Source organism: Clostridium sp. ETTB3, from assembly GCF_053571985.1.
Genome location: NZ_CP199832.1, coordinates 2648495 through 2663929, shown reverse-complemented (window position 1 = coordinate 2663929; position 15435 = coordinate 2648495). Strand labels below are relative to the sequence as shown.

The window sequence follows — 15435 nt, the reverse complement described above, 5'->3', positions numbered from 1 at the left end:
CATTGGTAAAAATCTGTTATAATTATATATATCAAGTAAAAAAAAGGAGAAATATAGATGGAAAACAAAGTATTAGCTGTTATTTCAGGTAGTGAAATTACAGAAAAAGATTTAAATGCAATAATAATGAGATATCCTGAAGAACAAAGAGCAATGTTTAGCTCTGAAATGGGGAAAAAGCAATTATTAGAACAAATGATTTCTTTTGAATTAATGAATAAATTAGGAAAAGAAATGAAGTTAAATGAAACAGAAGAATATAAGGCTGGTTTAGAGCAACTAGAAAAAGATTTACTTACTCAAATGACAATAAATAAGGTATTATCAGAAGTAACAGTTACTGATGAAGATGCTAAAAAATATTATAAAGAAAATAAGACTCAATTTGATCAACCAGCAACAGTATCAGCTAAACATATATTAGTTGATACTGAAGAATTATGTTCTGAAGTTAAGGAGCGTATAGAAAACGGAGAATTATCGTTTGAAGATGCAGCTAAAGAATACTCAACATGCCCATCTAATGCTCAAGGAGGAAGTCTTGGAGTATTTGGTAGAGGAATGATGGTTCCAGAATTTGAAGATGCTGCATTTGAATTAGAATTAGAAAAGATAAGTGAACCAGTTAAAACTCAATTTGGATATCATTTAATTAAGGTTGATACTAAGAATGAAGCAAAAGCTGCTTCGTTTGATGAAGTTAAAAATAAAATTGTTCAACAATTAATTCAAAAAAATCAAGAAAAGAAATATATGGATGTAATGAAAGAGCTTGAAAATAAATACGAAGTTAAAAGAGCTTAATTAAATTAATAATAAAACCACATTTTAATTTAGGTTAAATAACTAAATTAAATGTGGTTTTTTATTTAAATTAAATCTTCATAATTATATATGTAATTGTCACATTCTTTCTTTAATATATCAATTTGGTGTTCTGAATGTTTATCGTATACTCCAGTTACCTTCATACCAGCTAATTTAGCACCATATACAGCAGCTATTATATCTTCAAATACCATACATTCGCTAGGATTAACACCAAGTTTTTTGGCAGCAAGTAAATATATGTCTGGATTACTTTTACTTTTTTCAACTTCATCAGTAACAGTAATAGCATCAAATAATTCGAAGGCATTATTACTTTTTAATGTAGTAGTTAAAAGATGCATAGAGTTACTTGTAGCTAGTCCAATTTTTATACCTAATTCTTTTAACTTTAATAAGTATTGAAGTGCCCCAGGTTTTAGCTTTATATCATTTGTGTAATAATTATAAGCCATTGTATTCCAATCATTCATAATTTCTTCAATTGAATCTTCAAGAGAAAATTTGTTTTTAAAATATTCAGCTGTTTGTGAAAAACTTAAGTGAGTAATTTCATCATTTAAATTTTTAGGAACAGAATGTCCTTTTTTAGACAAATAATCTATATCAATTTGCTTCCATACCCACATAGAATCGACAAGAGTACCATCTAAGTCAAATATAGCAGCTTTTATATTATTCAAGCTTAATCATCTCCTATATATTGTTTATAAAAAAAGAGATAGATTTTAATCTATCTCTTTGGTCGGGGTGACAGGGATCGAACCTGCGACCTCATGGTCCCAAACCACGCGCGCTCCCATCTGCGCCACACCCCGTAGCATATTTAATATTATATTTAGAATTATATAATATGTCAATACTTTTATTAAAAAATATATAATTTATTTATTATATATTTTTTAAAATTATTCTTATGGTATAATTTTATTTTAGTAAATGTTTATAAAGTATGAGGTGAAAGTATGAATAAAACAATTATAGTTATGTTATTAGGAAGTTTTGGCTTTATTTTGCTTGGAATATACTTATTAAATAATAAATATATTAAAAATAGTGATTCAAGCAATAGTGAAATAAAGAAGGAAGTTAAATCAATAAAATTAAGTGGGTATACTAATATATTAATAGGTCTTGTAGGAATAATATGTTCTATTGTAGCACTTTTATGTGGTGGGATTACAAAAATTATTATAGCTATTTTTGTATTATGTATAGCTATACTATCTATTTTTCAATATATATTCAATAAGAAGGCAAGAATATAAAAATTAAGGGAATAATACTATAATAGTATTAAAATATTATAAAAGATGGGTTTTAAAATTATTGAAAGTTGATTAAAGGTAGTAAAAATATGGAGTAGAACCCTTTTAAATAGGTATTTTTAAAAAAATACCATTGTCCAATGTTTCTATAAGTGATATAATAGTAAGGAAACGAAGTGAGAGGGGGAAGGTCAATAGACCTAGATAATAAATATGAAGAAGAAGATTTTGTCGGCAGTTTTAGCCGCTACCTTAGTTATTACTTCAGTAACACCTACCTTTGCTACGCCAAATGAAGAAGTAATACAAAATCAAAAGAAATATGATGAATTTACGCAAAAAATAGAAGAAATCAATGATAAAATATATACTTTAAATGGAGAAATAGAACCTTTAATTGCAAGCATTGATTCAAATAATGCTCAAATAAAACAAATTAAGGTTGAAGTTGAAAATACAGAAAATGAAATAAAAGCAGCTAAAGAAGATATAGCTAAAACAGAAGAAGTATTAGGGAAAAGAGTAAGAGAGCTATATAAATCAGGTGGACAAAGTAGCTACATAATGTTATTATTCACTGCTGATAGTTTCAATGATTTAATATCTAAAATTGAATCTACTAGTAGATTGGTGAAAATAGATAAGAAAATTGTTAAGGAACTTGAAGATAAACAAAATTCATTAAATGAAAAAATTAAATCTTTAGAACAAAAAAATGAAGAACTTGTTAAGATAAATGAAGAAACAAAAAAATCATTAAGTGAATGTGAAGCTAAAAAGGCTGAACAAGAAACTTTAGTTGAACAAGCAAAGGCTGAACAAGCTCAATTTGAAGTGGAATTCTTAGCAGTTTCAGAAAGACAATTAGTTAGTCCACAATATGCAGTTATAGAGGACTCATCAAGTTCAATTGATAGCTTAAATAGTGCTATAAGTCAATTAAGAAACATAAGAGATAATCAATTAAAGAGTAGTATAGTAAAAGAAGAAGTTAATGAAAAAATTGAAACAGCAAAATCAAAAGTTTCAGAACTTCAAGCAGCAATAGATGTAGCAAATGCAGCTGCTGCAAGCAGACCAAATAGAGGAAATACAACTGTATCTGCAACAGGAAATTCAATAGTTGATTATGCATATCAATTCCTTGGAACACCATATGTATGGGCAGGAACATCTCCAAGTGGATTTGACTGTTCAGGATTTACTCAATATGTATTTAGAAATGCTGCAGGAGTAAGTTTACCAAGAACAACTTATGAACAAATAAATGTTGGTACACCAGTAGCGTATTCGGATCTTCAACCAGGAGATTTAGTATTTCCTCACACTGGACATGTTGGTATATATGTAGGTAATGGACAAATGATACATGCACCAAGTACAGGTGATGTAATTAAAGTTTCAAGCGTATATAAATTTTATACAGCAAGAAGAGTATCATAATTTGAATTTTAGACTAGGATTATTAATCCTAGTCTTTTTTGTATATAATATGTATAATAAAAGTACTTACTTTACAATTGAAAAATATTGCAAAACAACTTAGTTAGTTTTTAGTTAATTGAAAAAATACTATGGGAGTTTCTTAAAATATATATTGCTTTAACTTGAGCATAGATGAAATTATTTATTAATTACTAACTTATTAGCCAAGTTGTTAAACAATTTAATAGAGGTGTATTATGGAAGTTAATATAGAAAAAGATGAAAGTATAGATGATTTACAGTTAAATGGATTGCAATTAATACAAAAAAATGAGGGCTTTAGATTTGGGGTAGATGCAGTATTGTTATCACATTTTGCAAATGTAAAGAAGAAGCATAGAGTAATAGATTTATGTACTGGAACTGGAATAGTATCATTTTTAATGTATGGTAAGTATAATCCAAGTGAAGTTGTTGGGCTTGAAATACAAGAAGAAATGGTTGAAATGGCTAATAGAAGTGCTAAATTAAATGATATTACTGATAGGATAAAATTTGTTAAAGGGGATTTAAAAGATAAGAAGTTATTAGATTCTTTAGGGAGATTTGATGTTGTTACAGTTAATCCGCCTTATAAATTAAACAGTGCTGGAATTTTAAATCCAAATGATAAATTAGCAATAGCAAGGCATGAAATAATGTGTAATTTAGAAGATGTTATTGTAGCATCTAGAAAGTTGCTAAAGGATAATGGAAGGATGTTTATTGTACATAGACCTGAAAGATTAGCAGATATTTTTGGACTTATGAGAAAATATAAAATAGAACCTAAAAGGGTAAGAATGGTTCAGCCTAATAGTAAAAAAGCACCTAACATAGTTTTAGTTGAGGGGCAAAGAGATGGAGGAGCATTTTTAAAATGGGAAGAAACATTATTTGTATATGATGATAATGGAAATTATAGTGAAGAAATAAATCGTATTTATGGAAGGAAATAAAAGTATATGGAATATGGAAAAGTATATTTAGTACCAACGCCAATAGGGAATTTAAAAGATATTACACTTAGAGCATTAGAGGTATTAGAAAATGTAGATGAAGTTGCAGCTGAGGACACTAGACAAAGTTTAAAATTATTAAATCATTTTAATATAAAAAAGCCATTGTTTAGTTATCACCAACATAATGAGCAAGGTAAAAGTGATGAAATATTATCAAAATTAGAATCAGGAAAAAATATTGCTATAGTGACTGATGCTGGTACACCAGGAATATCTGATCCAGGAAGTGTTATTGTTAAAAAGTGTATAGAAAATAATATTTCATTTGAAGTATTACCAGGTGCAACAGCTATTACAACTGCTTTAGTATATTCAGGATTAGATACTACTAAATTTATATTTAGGGGGTTTATACCTAGGGAAACTAAAGAAAGAAAAATATTAATAGAAGAAATAAAAGATAAAAAAGAAACTTTAATTTTCTATGAATCACCACATAGGTTAATTGAATCATTAGATTATTTAAAAAAATCATTAGGAAATAGAAAGATAGCTGTATGTAGAGAATTAACAAAACTTCATGAAGATATATATAGAGGGACTATAGAAGAAGCATATAATTGGTTTTTAGAAAATAAACCAAGAGGGGAATTTGTTTTAGTTATATCAGGAAAAACTGAAAGTGAAATTAAAGCCGAAAAAGAACAGGAACTTAGTGGAATATCAGTAGAACAGCAATTAATAAATTTAATTAATTCAGGAATTGATAAAAAAGAAGCAATTAAATTAGTTGCTAAAGAAAGGGAAATTCCCAAAAAAGAAGTATATAAAATTGCAATAAATATATAAAAAATGAGATTCTTTAAGAATCTCATTTTTTATATATTTAATATGTAAATTAACTTTTGGATTATTTTCCTAATTTTAATTCTTCCATACAGTTCTTGCAGATGTTTTTACCTTTGTAGTTTATAACGTCTCTAGCATCACCACAGAAGATACAAGCTGGCTCATATTTCTTTAATATGATTTGTTCACCATCTACATATATTTCTAAAGCATCTTTTTCAGCGATATCTAAAGTTCTTCTTAATTCTATTGGAATAACGATTCTTCCTAACTCATCTACTCTTCTTACAACTCCAGTTGATTTCATAAAAAATTCCTCCTAACAAGTTTCGACATTTAGCAGATTAATATTAGCAGATATGTAATTAAAAGTCAATAAAAAACTTTAAAAAAAGTTTTAATTACAAATTTCTTATTAAAATTAATTCATAAATAAACTATACTACCATATTTTTGAAAAGTCAATAATATTTAATAAAATAAATGACAAAATAAATGATATAATATACTGCTTGTACATAAAACTTGAAGAAATAGGATTTTTCAGTTTAAAATTATTAAATATAAAGCGATAAAATAAGAAAAAAAAGTAAATATAAAATTAGTATATAATTTTATTATATTTTGAGAATAATTAAAGAATAATAAAAGTTACGTATAAAATAGGCGGTGTTAACTTGTAATAAGTTTATAATTACTATATAATATAATTATGTAATGTAGAGAAGGATAAGGTGGAGTGAATATGGTTAACAAAATAGACAATAACTATATAAAAAAGGTTGCAGAAGAAATCTCAAATACGTCAATGATTCCTTATGAAGATTTACCTAGATATGATCTTTTTTTATCTCAAGTTATAGATTTTTTAAATGATAAATTTGTAGAGGATAAATATACAAATAATATAGTTCAAAATTATATAAAAAGTGAAGTTATTAGTAAGCCAGAAGATGGTAAAAAGAGAGGGTATACTAAAATTCATTTAGTACAACTTGTATTATTAAGTTATATGAGACCTATACTTACTACTGAGGAAATTAAAAAAGTGTTTAGGTTAGCATTTAATGAAATTAATGATAGATCAGATGATATTATTGATTGGGAAACTGCTTATAAGTTGTTTTTTGAAACTCAAGGTGAAAGTTTTGATAAATATTTAGATGCAACTGCTATAAATGATGATAAACTAGATTCTATAATAAAAGATTTAAATTTAGATGAAAAAGATGAAAATAGCATAAGAACTTTTGTTGTTGTTTTATCATTAATAGCTCAAGCTAGTGCTATTAAAAAATTAGTTCAAAAAATTGTAAATGAATATCATTCATAAGTAATATATAAAGGAAATATATATTATATTAAATTTATTTAATTTTAATTAATTAAAAGAAATTATTGTAATATAAGTTTGATATTTATTTAAAGGATGTATTATATTAGTTTATTTATATTGAAGCTGCCAATTTAATTGGTAGCTTTTTTGTTATAATAAGTTTAGGAGGTTAAAAGGTATGGATTATGAGTGAGAGTATACAATTTAAAGAATCGGTAAGAGGTATTGTAGAATATGTATTAAAAGGTGGAAGCTTAGATGATAGGTTTGTATCTAGGGGAAGGGCATTAGAAGGAACAATTGCACATGGTAAACTTCAGAGAGATAATGAAAAGGTATATCAAGATTATGAAAAAGAAGTAATTTTAAAACATGAATTTTTAGTAAATAACATATCTTTAATTGTAGAAGGTAGAGCTGATGGAATAATAAAAGAAAATGGAAAAATTATTATTGAAGAAATAAAATCTACTTATAAAGATTTAAGTTACATAAACTTTGATTATAACTTATTGCATTGGGCACAAGGTAAATTTTATGGATATATTTATTGTGTTGATAATAATATAGATGAAATAGATATAAGATTAAGCTATTTTAATATAAATAATGATGAAGTAAGGTCATTTGATAAAACATACAACATATGTGAATTAGAACAATTTGTTTATTCATTAGTAAATAAGTATTTAGAAATTATAGTTATTAAAGAGGAGTTTAATAAAATTAAAAATGAAAGTATAAGGTTATTAAGTTTTCCTTTTTCATCATATAGAAAAGGGCAAAGAGAATTAGCTGTAAATTGCTTTAATACTATAAAACAAAATGGAATTTTATTTGCTCAAGCTCCAACAGGTATAGGAAAAACAATATCAACGATTTTTCCAGCACTAAAAAGTATTGGAGAAAATAGAGGAGAAAAAATAGTATATTTAACTGCAAAAACAATTACCAGAACTGTAGCACAAGAAGCATATTTAAAATTATATGATAAGGGATTTAAATTTAAAGTAGTAACTATAACTGCTAAAGAAAAGATGTGCTTAAATAATGAAGTAAAATGCAATCCTGATGATTGTATATATGCAAAGGATTATTTTACAAAGATAAATAATGTAATAGCATCATTAATAAAAAAAGATGATAAGTTTTTTGAAGATGATATTATAGAATATGCAAAAATGTATAATATTTGTCCATTTCAACTATCATTGGATTTAAGTGAATGGTGTGATGGAATAATATGTGATTATAATTATGCTTTTGATCCTACTGTAAAATTAAAAAGAATATTTGAAGAAAGAAATGAAAAAAATATATTATTAATAGATGAAGCACATAATCTTGTAAGTAGAGCAAGAAATATGTATAGTTGTCAAATTGAAAAAAGTAAAATTGTAAATGTAAATAAAGTTATAAAAGGTAAGGTGCCAAGATTATATAAAATATCTAATGCTATAAATAAAGAAATGATTTTAATAAGAAGAGAATTGGAAGAAATAAATGAAAATATAACTTATCATAATGAAATTTATCAAAATTTAATAAAATTAATGAAATCATTTATTAATGAAGCAGAAAGTTATTTAATTAAGGCAAAGGGAACTTTAGGATATGAAGATGTATTAGAATTTTATTATAGTGCTAGAAGTTTTATAGCTGTAAGTGAATTATATAGCAATAAATATACAACTATATTAAGAAAAGAAAAAAGTGAATTTATAATAAAGATATTTTGTATAAATCCATCTGAAAATTTAAAACAAACATTAAATGGAGCGTATTCAAGTATAATTTTTTCTGCTACATTATCTCCTATAAAGTATTATATGGATTTAATTGGAGGTGATGAAAAAAGCTTTAGAGTGAGGTTTGATTCACCTTTTAATAAGAAAAATTTATCTACTTATTTGTACAATTTAGATATGAGATATTTTAATAGAGAAAAAAATATAGATATGTTGTGTAAGCTTATTAATCAATTTATAACTGAAGTAAAAGGTAATTATATGGTATTTTTACCCTCATTTGGGTATTTAGGAAAGGTATATGAAAAATATATTGATATATATGGGAATAATGGTACAATAATTCAAGAAGAAAACTTATCGGAAGAAAAAAAGAAAGAATATTTGGAACAGTTTTCTTTAAAAACAAATATAGTTGGATTTACTGTTGTTGGTGGTATGTTTTCAGAAGGAATAGATTTGCCAGGAGATAAACTAATAGGAGCTATTATAGTAGGTGTAGGATTTCCTAAGGTTTCTATAGAAAATAACATAATACAAGATTATTTTGAGAAAAATGGATTTGATTATTCATATACTTATCCTGGAATAAATAAGGTTCTTCAATCTGTAGGAAGAGTTATACGAACGGAAAATGATAAGGGAAGAGTATTATTAATAGATAATAGATATAGTAGTTATAAATATAAAGCTATGTTGCCTTCAGAATGGGATATAAAAAATTATAAGTTACTTAATTAGCTAAAATTTAAAAATAAGTATAAAATAAATTATTAATTAAATAAAAAATATAAAACATACAATATATTATAAAATAATAGAAAGGAAATATGGTGATATTATGTCGAATACAGTAGAAGGTAAAAAGAGAGGTTTTTTCGGCTTTATAATCTACTTTATAGTTAAAATTAAAGAAGATGATATTTTTGCATTAGGTGCTCAATTAGCATATTATTTAATATTATCATTTTTTCCTTTTTTAATTTTCCTACTAACATTAATAGGATTTAGTAATTTAGATTCTATGGAGGTATTAGGAGGATTAAGGGCCATATTACCTACAAGCGTATTTGAACTTGTTTATAATATAGTAATAGAAGTAATTGAAAAACAAAATACAGGATTATTAGGGGCATCTTTATTATTGGTAGTTTGGTCAGCATCATCAGCATTTAGGGCTGTTATTAAAGGCGTAAATAAAGCCTATGGAATAAAAGAAAATAGATCATTTATAAAAAGAGCAATAATAGCAATGATTTGTACTTTTGCATTAGCCTTTGTAATTATATTAACATTGGTAATGCTTGTATTTGGTAGATTAATAGGAGATTTATTGACAACGTATTTGCCTTTTCCAGAGATTGTATCTAAAGTTTGGAATTTCATTAGATACGGCATGGTTTTATTTATTATGATTTGTATATTTGCAGGAATATATAGATATACTCCATCTAAGAGACTTAAGTGGAGAGAGGTTTTTCCAGGAGCGGCAGTATGTACTATTGGATGGCTTATTGTATCTTTATGTTTTTCATTTTATATAAATAATTTTAGTAGTTACTCAAAGATATATGGAGGATTAGGAGCAGTAATTGTATTAATTACTTGGCTTTATATAACATCAATAATATTTATAGCTGGTGGAGAGATAAATTCTGTTATTGGAATTAGAAAAGAAATAAGGCTTAGAGAGTAAAAATTACATTTTCTTGAATAGAAAATTTTGAAGTGGTTAGACTCAAAAATAAAATATTCAGGAGGTGTAATAAAATGAATAAAATAGTGTTGTTAGGAAAACTTATAAAGGATCCTGAACTTAAAACTATAGAAAATGGAGAAAAGGTTTTTACTAGATTTATAATTGCTGTAGATAGAAATTTTAAGTCAGCAGATGGAACAAGAAAGGCAGATTTAATACCAGTAACTATATGGGGAAGAAAAGCTGAAGTAGTTTGTAAATATATGAGAAAAGGGAGCTATATAAGTTTAAGTGGTAGGTTAAAAACTGGTAGTTATGAAGATAAGCAAGGAAATAAAAAATATATAGCAGAAGTTGTTGCAGAAGACTTTAAGTTTGTAGGAAATAAAAGAGATATAAGACAAGACAATGAAGTTAGTGGTGGAGATAATTAAAGTGGGTTGGAGATTGTATTAAAAGCAATCTTCAACTTTTTTTATATATATTTTATGATTTTAATATCTTTCGACATATGTTAACTAATTCATGGTATTTATAAATATATACACAATATAATAACTTCTGAAAAAAGTGCAATAAATTACAATTATGTTGAATAGTAAAGAAAATTTTTTAAACCATTATCCTACGGTTTGACATAATTTTAATTTGCTTTATGGTATTGTTTAATTATTAAATAATATGAAGAGGAGAGAAGTATTATGAAGATTAAAAAAACTTTAAGTAAATTAGTTAGTTTTGATGATAGGGAAAGTAAATATATTTATAGAGTCATTGAAAATACAGTAAAAAATAGACAAGCTTTTGGAATTGAGATTGAAAGACAAGATTTAAATTGTGGAGAGGTTATAAATTTAGAAAGAGATACTATAAATATAGTAGCAAGCAATGAGAAAAAAGCAGAAGATATTTTAGTATTATTATTTAATAATTTAGTTTCACCAATTCATTTAATTGATGTAGTTGGTGAATATTCTGATTTATGTGTAAATGACTTTGGGTTTTAAATTAATTTACATAAATAAATTACAATATATATTTAACTAAAGAGGTGTTTTATGATATTAGGAGTTGGGACAGATATAATTGAAATTGACAGAATAAAAAGAGCAATGGATAATACATCGGGATTTTTAGAAAGGATATTTACTGATAAAGAAATAAAGTATTTATCTGAAAATTCAAATAGAATAGAAAGTATTGCGGGGAATTTTGCTGTAAAGGAAGCTGTTAGTAAAGCATTGGGAACAGGAATAAGGGGATTTACTTTTAAAGAAATTGAAGTATTCAGAGATAATTTAGGAAAACCAGTAGTAAATGTATCTGAAAATGTAAGAAAGTTAATAAAAGCTAAAGATTATTTATTTAATGTTTCTATATCTCATAATAAAACTATGGCAATTGCATTTGTGGTTTTAGAAGAGTGTCAATCTACATAATACAAAATAATGTTAAAAGTTAAATTTATCTATTTAACTTAATAATAAATTATGAATAAAATATATATTTACTTAATATTAGTAATAATGAAACAGTGGTTATGGGAGGAGCTATGAAAAAGAAAATAATCATTTCATTATTATTAATAATACCTTTTATATCAATTCTTCTTGTTATTATTTTTAGAGCAAATTTTTTACCTAATAATCAAGAAATAATTAGAGAATTGAAGAGTATAAAATGTTATGAAACAAAAGTTAAGTACATAGTAAAGAATGCTAAAGGGGAAGAACAAGAAGATACTAATCAATATTATTCAAGCGATTATGGATTTAGGATAGAGTTTGGGGATGAGAAAGTAAAGATCTATAAAAATGATAATATATATGTAAAAGATAGTTTAGATGATAGTGAATATGTATTAGATGAAGGGATGGATATGCTTCATTCCCTAGCATTTATGAATAAAATATTATCATATCCGCTTAAAAGTAATTCCATAAAAGAAGGGCAAGAAGAATGGGGAGATGAAATATATATTCAAGTTGATACAGAATTATTCTTGGAAAATGAACATTTTGATACTGCCAGAATATTTATAAATAAAAAAACTAAAACACCAATAGGTATTATAGTATACGATAAAGAAGGAAATGATTCATTAAGAATAATATATTATGACTTTAAGAAGGTTAAGGGATTTGATGAATCTATATTTAATTAAGGGAAGCTTAGAGATACTGAATTATTATTTTGTATAAAAACGTAATGATTAATATTAAAAACACAAAAGATAAATAATTATATGAAGATAATATATTTGAAAATTTAGCCTATTAAAATATTTAATTTATTAGAATATATTTAAGATGAAATAGTGGGTACATAGTGATTACTAAGAATAATCATATAATAACACTTTAAAATAATAGAATTTGTGGTAAATATAGAAAATGTGTTATTTAAAGGTCTTTCTATTTACAAAATGACATTATTTGAAATATAATTTTATTATATGTAGAAAAATAGAGCTCTTAGGAGGACCAAAATGTCAAAAAAAATAGATAACACAATCATTTTTAAATTTAAAAATGATTTAAAAAAAAGTAGTAAATTTATTAAGGAAAGTTTAATAGTATATAGTGATGATAACGAATCATGTGAATTTTTTGAATTAATGAAGAATGGTTACAAGGAAATGTCGAAAATTAATTTAGAAATAGCAGGATGCGGAAGTTCATCACAAAAGTCACTTAAATATAAATTAGATGATATAAATGAATATGAGAAATGGCTGTGCGGAGTGTGATATTTTTAATGACTACTATGGTTGTAAAAAGAGGGGATATTTTTTATGCAGATTTAAGTCCGGTTATAGGTTCAGAACAAGGTGGAATTAGACCAGTTATTATAATACAAAATGATATAGGAAATAAGTATAGTCCTACTGTTATTGTAGCAGCTATAACTTCTCAAATTAATAAGGCTAAGCTTCCAACACATGTTGAAATTTCTTCAGAAGAATACGGACTAAATAGAGATTCGGTTGTTCTTTTGGAACAGATAAGGACATTAGATAAAAAAAGATTAAAAGAAAAAATAGGGCATATGACTGAAACAGATATGAAAAAGGTAGATAAATCATTACTTATAAGTATAAGTCTAGCTTAAGTAATTTAATAATATAATTAATGGGGCTGTCGCACTAAAACTTTTATACACAATATATTGTTTTAAAAAATAAAAATAAACACAATATATTGTAGTGTTTATTATTAATGCGACATCCCCTTTAATTATACATTAAATTATAATATTAATTCAAAAACAATTAATAATGTATACTATTTTGCGTAAGTGTTATACTTTTTGAAAAAATAGTGTATACAAATAATTTGTGGTATGATAAAATAAATTTGGGTAATTTATATAATTATAGAGTATAATAAAGAATATTAATATAAATTGTTGTAACGGAGGTTTACAAATGGTTAATAATGTAGAAGAATTAAAATCAATATCTAAATTAATAAGAAAAGATATAGTTTCAATGTTAACAGAATCAGCATCAGGACATCCAGGTGGGTCTTTATCTGCTGCAGATATAGTAACTACACTTTTCTTTAAAGAAATGAACATAGATCCAAACAATCCTAAAAATCCAAATAGAGATAGATTTGTATTATCAAAGGGCCATGCAGCACCAGTTTTATATAGTGCATTAGCTAGAAAGGGATTTTTTCCTGTAGAGGAATTATCTACTTTAAGAAAGTTTGGTTCAAGATTACAAGGACATCCAAGTATGAAATGTTTGCCAGGAATAGATATGTCAACAGGTTCATTAGGACAAGGAATTTCTTCAGCTGTAGGAATGGCTTTAGCTGGAAAATTAGATAAAAAGGATTATAGAGTATATACTATTTTAGGTGATGGTGAATTAGAAGAAGGGCAAGTTTGGGAAGCTGCTATGTGTGCAGCACATTATAAGTTAAATAATTTAACTGCCTTTGTGGATTTTAATGGGCTACAAATAGATGGGAATATAGAAGAGGTTATGAATCCATCTCCAATAGATAAAAAGTTTGAAGCTTTTGGATGGAATGCATTAGTCATTGATGGACATAATTATGATGATATAATAGATGCAATAGAAAAGGCAAGAAATTGTAAAGATATGCCTACAGTAATAGTTTGTAAGACTATTAAAGGTAAAGGTGTATCATTTATGGAAAATGATGCAGGATGGCATGGTGTGGCACCAAGTAAGGAACAATGTGAAAAAGCTTTAGCTGAGATTGGAGGAAACAGATAATGAGTAATAAGATAGCTACAAGAGAAGCATATGGAAAAGCATTAGCAGAATTAGCAAAAGAAAATGAAAATGTAGTAGTATTAGATGCAGATTTATCTAAGTCTACTAAAACAGCTGATTTCAAAGCTGTTTCTCCAGAAAGATTTTTTAATATGGGTATTGCTGAAGCAAATATGATGGGAGTTGCGGCTGGATTATCAACTTGTGGTAAAATTCCATTTGTAAGTACTTTTGCAATGTTTGCAGCAGGAAGAGCTTTTGAACAAATAAGAAATTCAATTTGTTATCCTAAATTAAATGTTAAAGTTTGTGCTACACATGCAGGATTAACTGTTGGGGAAGATGGAGCATCTCACCAAACTGTTGAAGATTTATCATTAATGAGAAGTATACCAAATATGGTAGTTATATCACCAGCAGATGCTGTTGAAACTAAAGCAGCAATAAAGGCTATAGTAAATTATGAAGGGCCTTGTTATGTAAGATTAGGAAGAGCTGCAGTTAATGTAATAAATGATGAAAAAACTTATGAATTTAAATTAGGAAAAGGTGTTACTTTAGCAGATGGAAAGGATATTACTATAATCGCAACAGGTATAATGGTTGATGCGGCTATGGAAGCAAGACAAATTTTAGCTAACGATGGAATTAGTGCAAAGGTTATAAATATACATACAATTAAACCTTTAGATAATGAATTAATAGTTAAATCTGCTAAGGAAACAGGTGCTATTGTAACTGCTGAAGAGCATAGCATAATAGGTGGATTAGGTTCTGCAGTAGCAGAAGCTGTTACTACAGAATATCCAATACCAGTTTTAAGAGTTGGAATTAAAGATGTATTTGGAGAGAGTGGTAAGCCAGAAGAATTATTAAAGGCTTATAATTTAACAGCTCAAGATATAGTTAATAAAGTTAAAGAAGCAATTATTTTAAAAAATAAATTTTAATATATACCACAAACAGCTATTTACCACTGAAACTGCGATTTAAAATCGCAGTTTTTTTATTAGCAAATAAGGTATTTAA

General features: G+C 26.2%; 18 protein-coding genes and 1 tRNA gene. 16 read left to right on the top strand and 3 right to left on the bottom strand.

From position 1 onward, the window contains the following. Positions 1-57: 57 nt before the first annotated feature. Complete coding sequence (locus ACUN06_RS12700; RefSeq protein WP_291735493.1) at positions 58-804, top strand: peptidylprolyl isomerase; 747 nt, start codon at positions 58-60, stop codon at positions 802-804. A gap of 65 nt (positions 805-869) precedes the next feature. On the opposite strand, the gene ACUN06_RS12695 is transcribed toward ACUN06_RS12700, so the two are convergent. Both ACUN06_RS12695 and ACUN06_RS12690 read right to left on the bottom strand, forming a co-directional pair. Beyond that, positions 870-1511: an HAD family hydrolase gene (locus tag ACUN06_RS12695; RefSeq protein ID WP_291735491.1), complete on the bottom strand. Its 642-nt coding sequence runs from the start codon at positions 1509-1511 to the stop codon at positions 870-872. A gap of 59 nt (positions 1512-1570) precedes the next feature. Further along, positions 1571-1646: transfer RNA gene (locus tag ACUN06_RS12690), tRNA-Pro, on the bottom strand. A gap of 147 nt (positions 1647-1793) precedes the next feature. Between ACUN06_RS12690 and ACUN06_RS12685 the strand changes: the two genes are divergently transcribed. From ACUN06_RS12685 to rsmI, 4 genes are all read left to right on the top strand, one after another. Beyond that, positions 1794-2096, top strand: coding sequence for a hypothetical protein (locus tag ACUN06_RS12685; RefSeq protein WP_291735489.1), 303 nt, complete (start codon positions 1794-1796; stop codon positions 2094-2096). A gap of 213 nt (positions 2097-2309) precedes the next feature. Continuing rightward, entirely contained in the window at positions 2310-3539 is a 1230-nt protein-coding gene (locus tag ACUN06_RS12680; protein WP_294369960.1) for a C40 family peptidase, read from the top strand. Positions 3540-3778: 239 nt separating this feature from the next. Next, positions 3779-4519, top strand: a complete 741-nt coding sequence (locus ACUN06_RS12675; protein WP_291735485.1) for a tRNA1(Val) (adenine(37)-N6)-methyltransferase — start codon at positions 3779-3781, stop codon at positions 4517-4519. Positions 4520-4525: 6 nt separating this feature from the next. Further along, a complete protein-coding gene (rsmI, locus tag ACUN06_RS12670; protein ID WP_291735483.1) occupies positions 4526-5371 on the top strand; it encodes a 16S rRNA (cytidine(1402)-2'-O)-methyltransferase in 846 nt (281 codons plus the stop codon). Positions 5372-5432: 61 nt separating this feature from the next. On the opposite strand, the gene ACUN06_RS12665 is transcribed toward rsmI, so the two are convergent. Beyond that, complete coding sequence (locus tag ACUN06_RS12665) at positions 5433-5678, bottom strand: AbrB/MazE/SpoVT family DNA-binding domain-containing protein (protein WP_042401932.1); 246 nt, start codon at positions 5676-5678, stop codon at positions 5433-5435. A 438-nt stretch (positions 5679-6116) separates the two neighbouring features. Here ACUN06_RS12665 and ACUN06_RS12660 point away from each other — a divergent pair, with 438 nt between their 5' ends. The 11 genes from ACUN06_RS12660 (at position 6117) to ACUN06_RS12610 (ending at position 15356) form a co-directional block, all read left to right on the top strand. After that, positions 6117-6704 carry a DUF1836 domain-containing protein gene (locus tag ACUN06_RS12660; RefSeq protein ID WP_291735449.1) on the top strand — a complete coding sequence of 196 codons (588 nt, stop codon included), beginning with the start codon at positions 6117-6119 and terminating at the stop codon, positions 6702-6704. Positions 6705-6892: 188 nt separating this feature from the next. Further along, positions 6893-9196 carry an ATP-dependent DNA helicase gene (locus tag ACUN06_RS12655; RefSeq protein WP_449389917.1) on the top strand — a complete coding sequence of 768 codons (2304 nt, stop codon included), beginning with the start codon at positions 6893-6895 and terminating at the stop codon, positions 9194-9196. A 100-nt stretch (positions 9197-9296) separates the two neighbouring features. Continuing rightward, on the top strand, positions 9297-10151 hold the full coding sequence (locus ACUN06_RS12650; RefSeq protein WP_291735453.1) for a YihY/virulence factor BrkB family protein: 855 nt from the start codon (positions 9297-9299) through the stop codon (positions 10149-10151). Between the two features lie 74 nt (positions 10152-10225). Continuing rightward, the gene (locus ACUN06_RS12645; protein WP_291735454.1) at positions 10226-10588 is read left to right on the top strand and encodes a single-stranded DNA-binding protein; all 363 of its coding nucleotides are present in this window, start codon (positions 10226-10228) and stop codon (positions 10586-10588) included. 267 nt (positions 10589-10855) lie between these two features. Then, positions 10856-11161: a DUF6514 family protein gene (locus ACUN06_RS12640; RefSeq protein ID WP_291735456.1), complete on the top strand. Its 306-nt coding sequence runs from the start codon at positions 10856-10858 to the stop codon at positions 11159-11161. Between the two features lie 51 nt (positions 11162-11212). After that, positions 11213-11593 (top strand): holo-ACP synthase, encoded by a 381-nt coding sequence (gene acpS, locus ACUN06_RS12635; RefSeq protein ID WP_291735459.1) that lies wholly within the window; start codon positions 11213-11215, stop codon positions 11591-11593. A gap of 113 nt (positions 11594-11706) precedes the next feature. Beyond that, complete coding sequence (locus ACUN06_RS12630) at positions 11707-12318, top strand: germination lipoprotein GerS-related protein (RefSeq protein WP_449389916.1); 612 nt, start codon at positions 11707-11709, stop codon at positions 12316-12318. A 324-nt stretch (positions 12319-12642) separates the two neighbouring features. After that, positions 12643-12903 (top strand): hypothetical protein, encoded by a 261-nt coding sequence (locus ACUN06_RS12625; protein WP_294369841.1) that lies wholly within the window; start codon positions 12643-12645, stop codon positions 12901-12903. An 8-nt stretch (positions 12904-12911) separates the two neighbouring features. After that, positions 12912-13265: a type II toxin-antitoxin system PemK/MazF family toxin gene (locus tag ACUN06_RS12620; protein ID WP_042401953.1), complete on the top strand. Its 354-nt coding sequence runs from the start codon at positions 12912-12914 to the stop codon at positions 13263-13265. A gap of 316 nt (positions 13266-13581) precedes the next feature. After that, a complete protein-coding gene (locus ACUN06_RS12615; protein WP_294369839.1) occupies positions 13582-14406 on the top strand; it encodes a transketolase in 825 nt (274 codons plus the stop codon). Further along, positions 14406-15356: a transketolase family protein gene (locus ACUN06_RS12610; RefSeq protein WP_449389915.1), complete on the top strand. Its 951-nt coding sequence runs from the start codon at positions 14406-14408 to the stop codon at positions 15354-15356. The genes ACUN06_RS12615 and ACUN06_RS12610 overlap by 1 nt, the downstream gene beginning before the upstream one ends. Positions 15357-15435 lie beyond the last annotated feature (79 nt).

What these genes read in the sequence shown, in the direction of transcription:
- ACUN06_RS12650 (WP_291735453.1), top strand. Translation starts at nt 9,297, where the DNA reads ATGTCGAATACAGTAGAAGGTAAAAAGAGAGGTTTTTTCGGCTTTATA.
- ACUN06_RS12655 (WP_449389917.1), top strand. Translation starts at nt 6,893, where the DNA reads ATGAGTGAGAGTATACAATTTAAAGAATCGGTAAGAGGTATTGTAGAA.
- ACUN06_RS12640 (WP_291735456.1), top strand. Translation starts at nt 10,856, where the DNA reads ATGAAGATTAAAAAAACTTTAAGTAAATTAGTTAGTTTTGATGATAGG.
- rsmI (WP_291735483.1), top strand. Translation starts at nt 4,526, where the DNA reads ATGGAATATGGAAAAGTATATTTAGTACCAACGCCAATAGGGAATTTA.
- ACUN06_RS12645 (WP_291735454.1), top strand. Translation starts at nt 10,226, where the DNA reads ATGAATAAAATAGTGTTGTTAGGAAAACTTATAAAGGATCCTGAACTT.
- ACUN06_RS12680 (WP_294369960.1), top strand. Translation starts at nt 2,310, where the DNA reads ATGAAGAAGAAGATTTTGTCGGCAGTTTTAGCCGCTACCTTAGTTATT.
- ACUN06_RS12675 (WP_291735485.1), top strand. Translation starts at nt 3,779, where the DNA reads ATGGAAGTTAATATAGAAAAAGATGAAAGTATAGATGATTTACAGTTA.
- ACUN06_RS12665 (WP_042401932.1), bottom strand. Translation starts at nt 5,678, where the DNA reads ATGAAATCAACTGGAGTTGTAAGAAGAGTAGATGAGTTAGGAAGAATC.
- ACUN06_RS12610 (WP_449389915.1), top strand. Translation starts at nt 14,406, where the DNA reads ATGAGTAATAAGATAGCTACAAGAGAAGCATATGGAAAAGCATTAGCA.
- ACUN06_RS12615 (WP_294369839.1), top strand. Translation starts at nt 13,582, where the DNA reads ATGGTTAATAATGTAGAAGAATTAAAATCAATATCTAAATTAATAAGA.
- ACUN06_RS12700 (WP_291735493.1), top strand. Translation starts at nt 58, where the DNA reads ATGGAAAACAAAGTATTAGCTGTTATTTCAGGTAGTGAAATTACAGAA.
- ACUN06_RS12620 (WP_042401953.1), top strand. Translation starts at nt 12,912, where the DNA reads ATGACTACTATGGTTGTAAAAAGAGGGGATATTTTTTATGCAGATTTA.
- acpS (WP_291735459.1), top strand. Translation starts at nt 11,213, where the DNA reads ATGATATTAGGAGTTGGGACAGATATAATTGAAATTGACAGAATAAAA.
- ACUN06_RS12630 (WP_449389916.1), top strand. Translation starts at nt 11,707, where the DNA reads ATGAAAAAGAAAATAATCATTTCATTATTATTAATAATACCTTTTATA.
- ACUN06_RS12660 (WP_291735449.1), top strand. Translation starts at nt 6,117, where the DNA reads ATGGTTAACAAAATAGACAATAACTATATAAAAAAGGTTGCAGAAGAA.
- ACUN06_RS12625 (WP_294369841.1), top strand. Translation starts at nt 12,643, where the DNA reads ATGTCAAAAAAAATAGATAACACAATCATTTTTAAATTTAAAAATGAT.
- ACUN06_RS12685 (WP_291735489.1), top strand. Translation starts at nt 1,794, where the DNA reads ATGAATAAAACAATTATAGTTATGTTATTAGGAAGTTTTGGCTTTATT.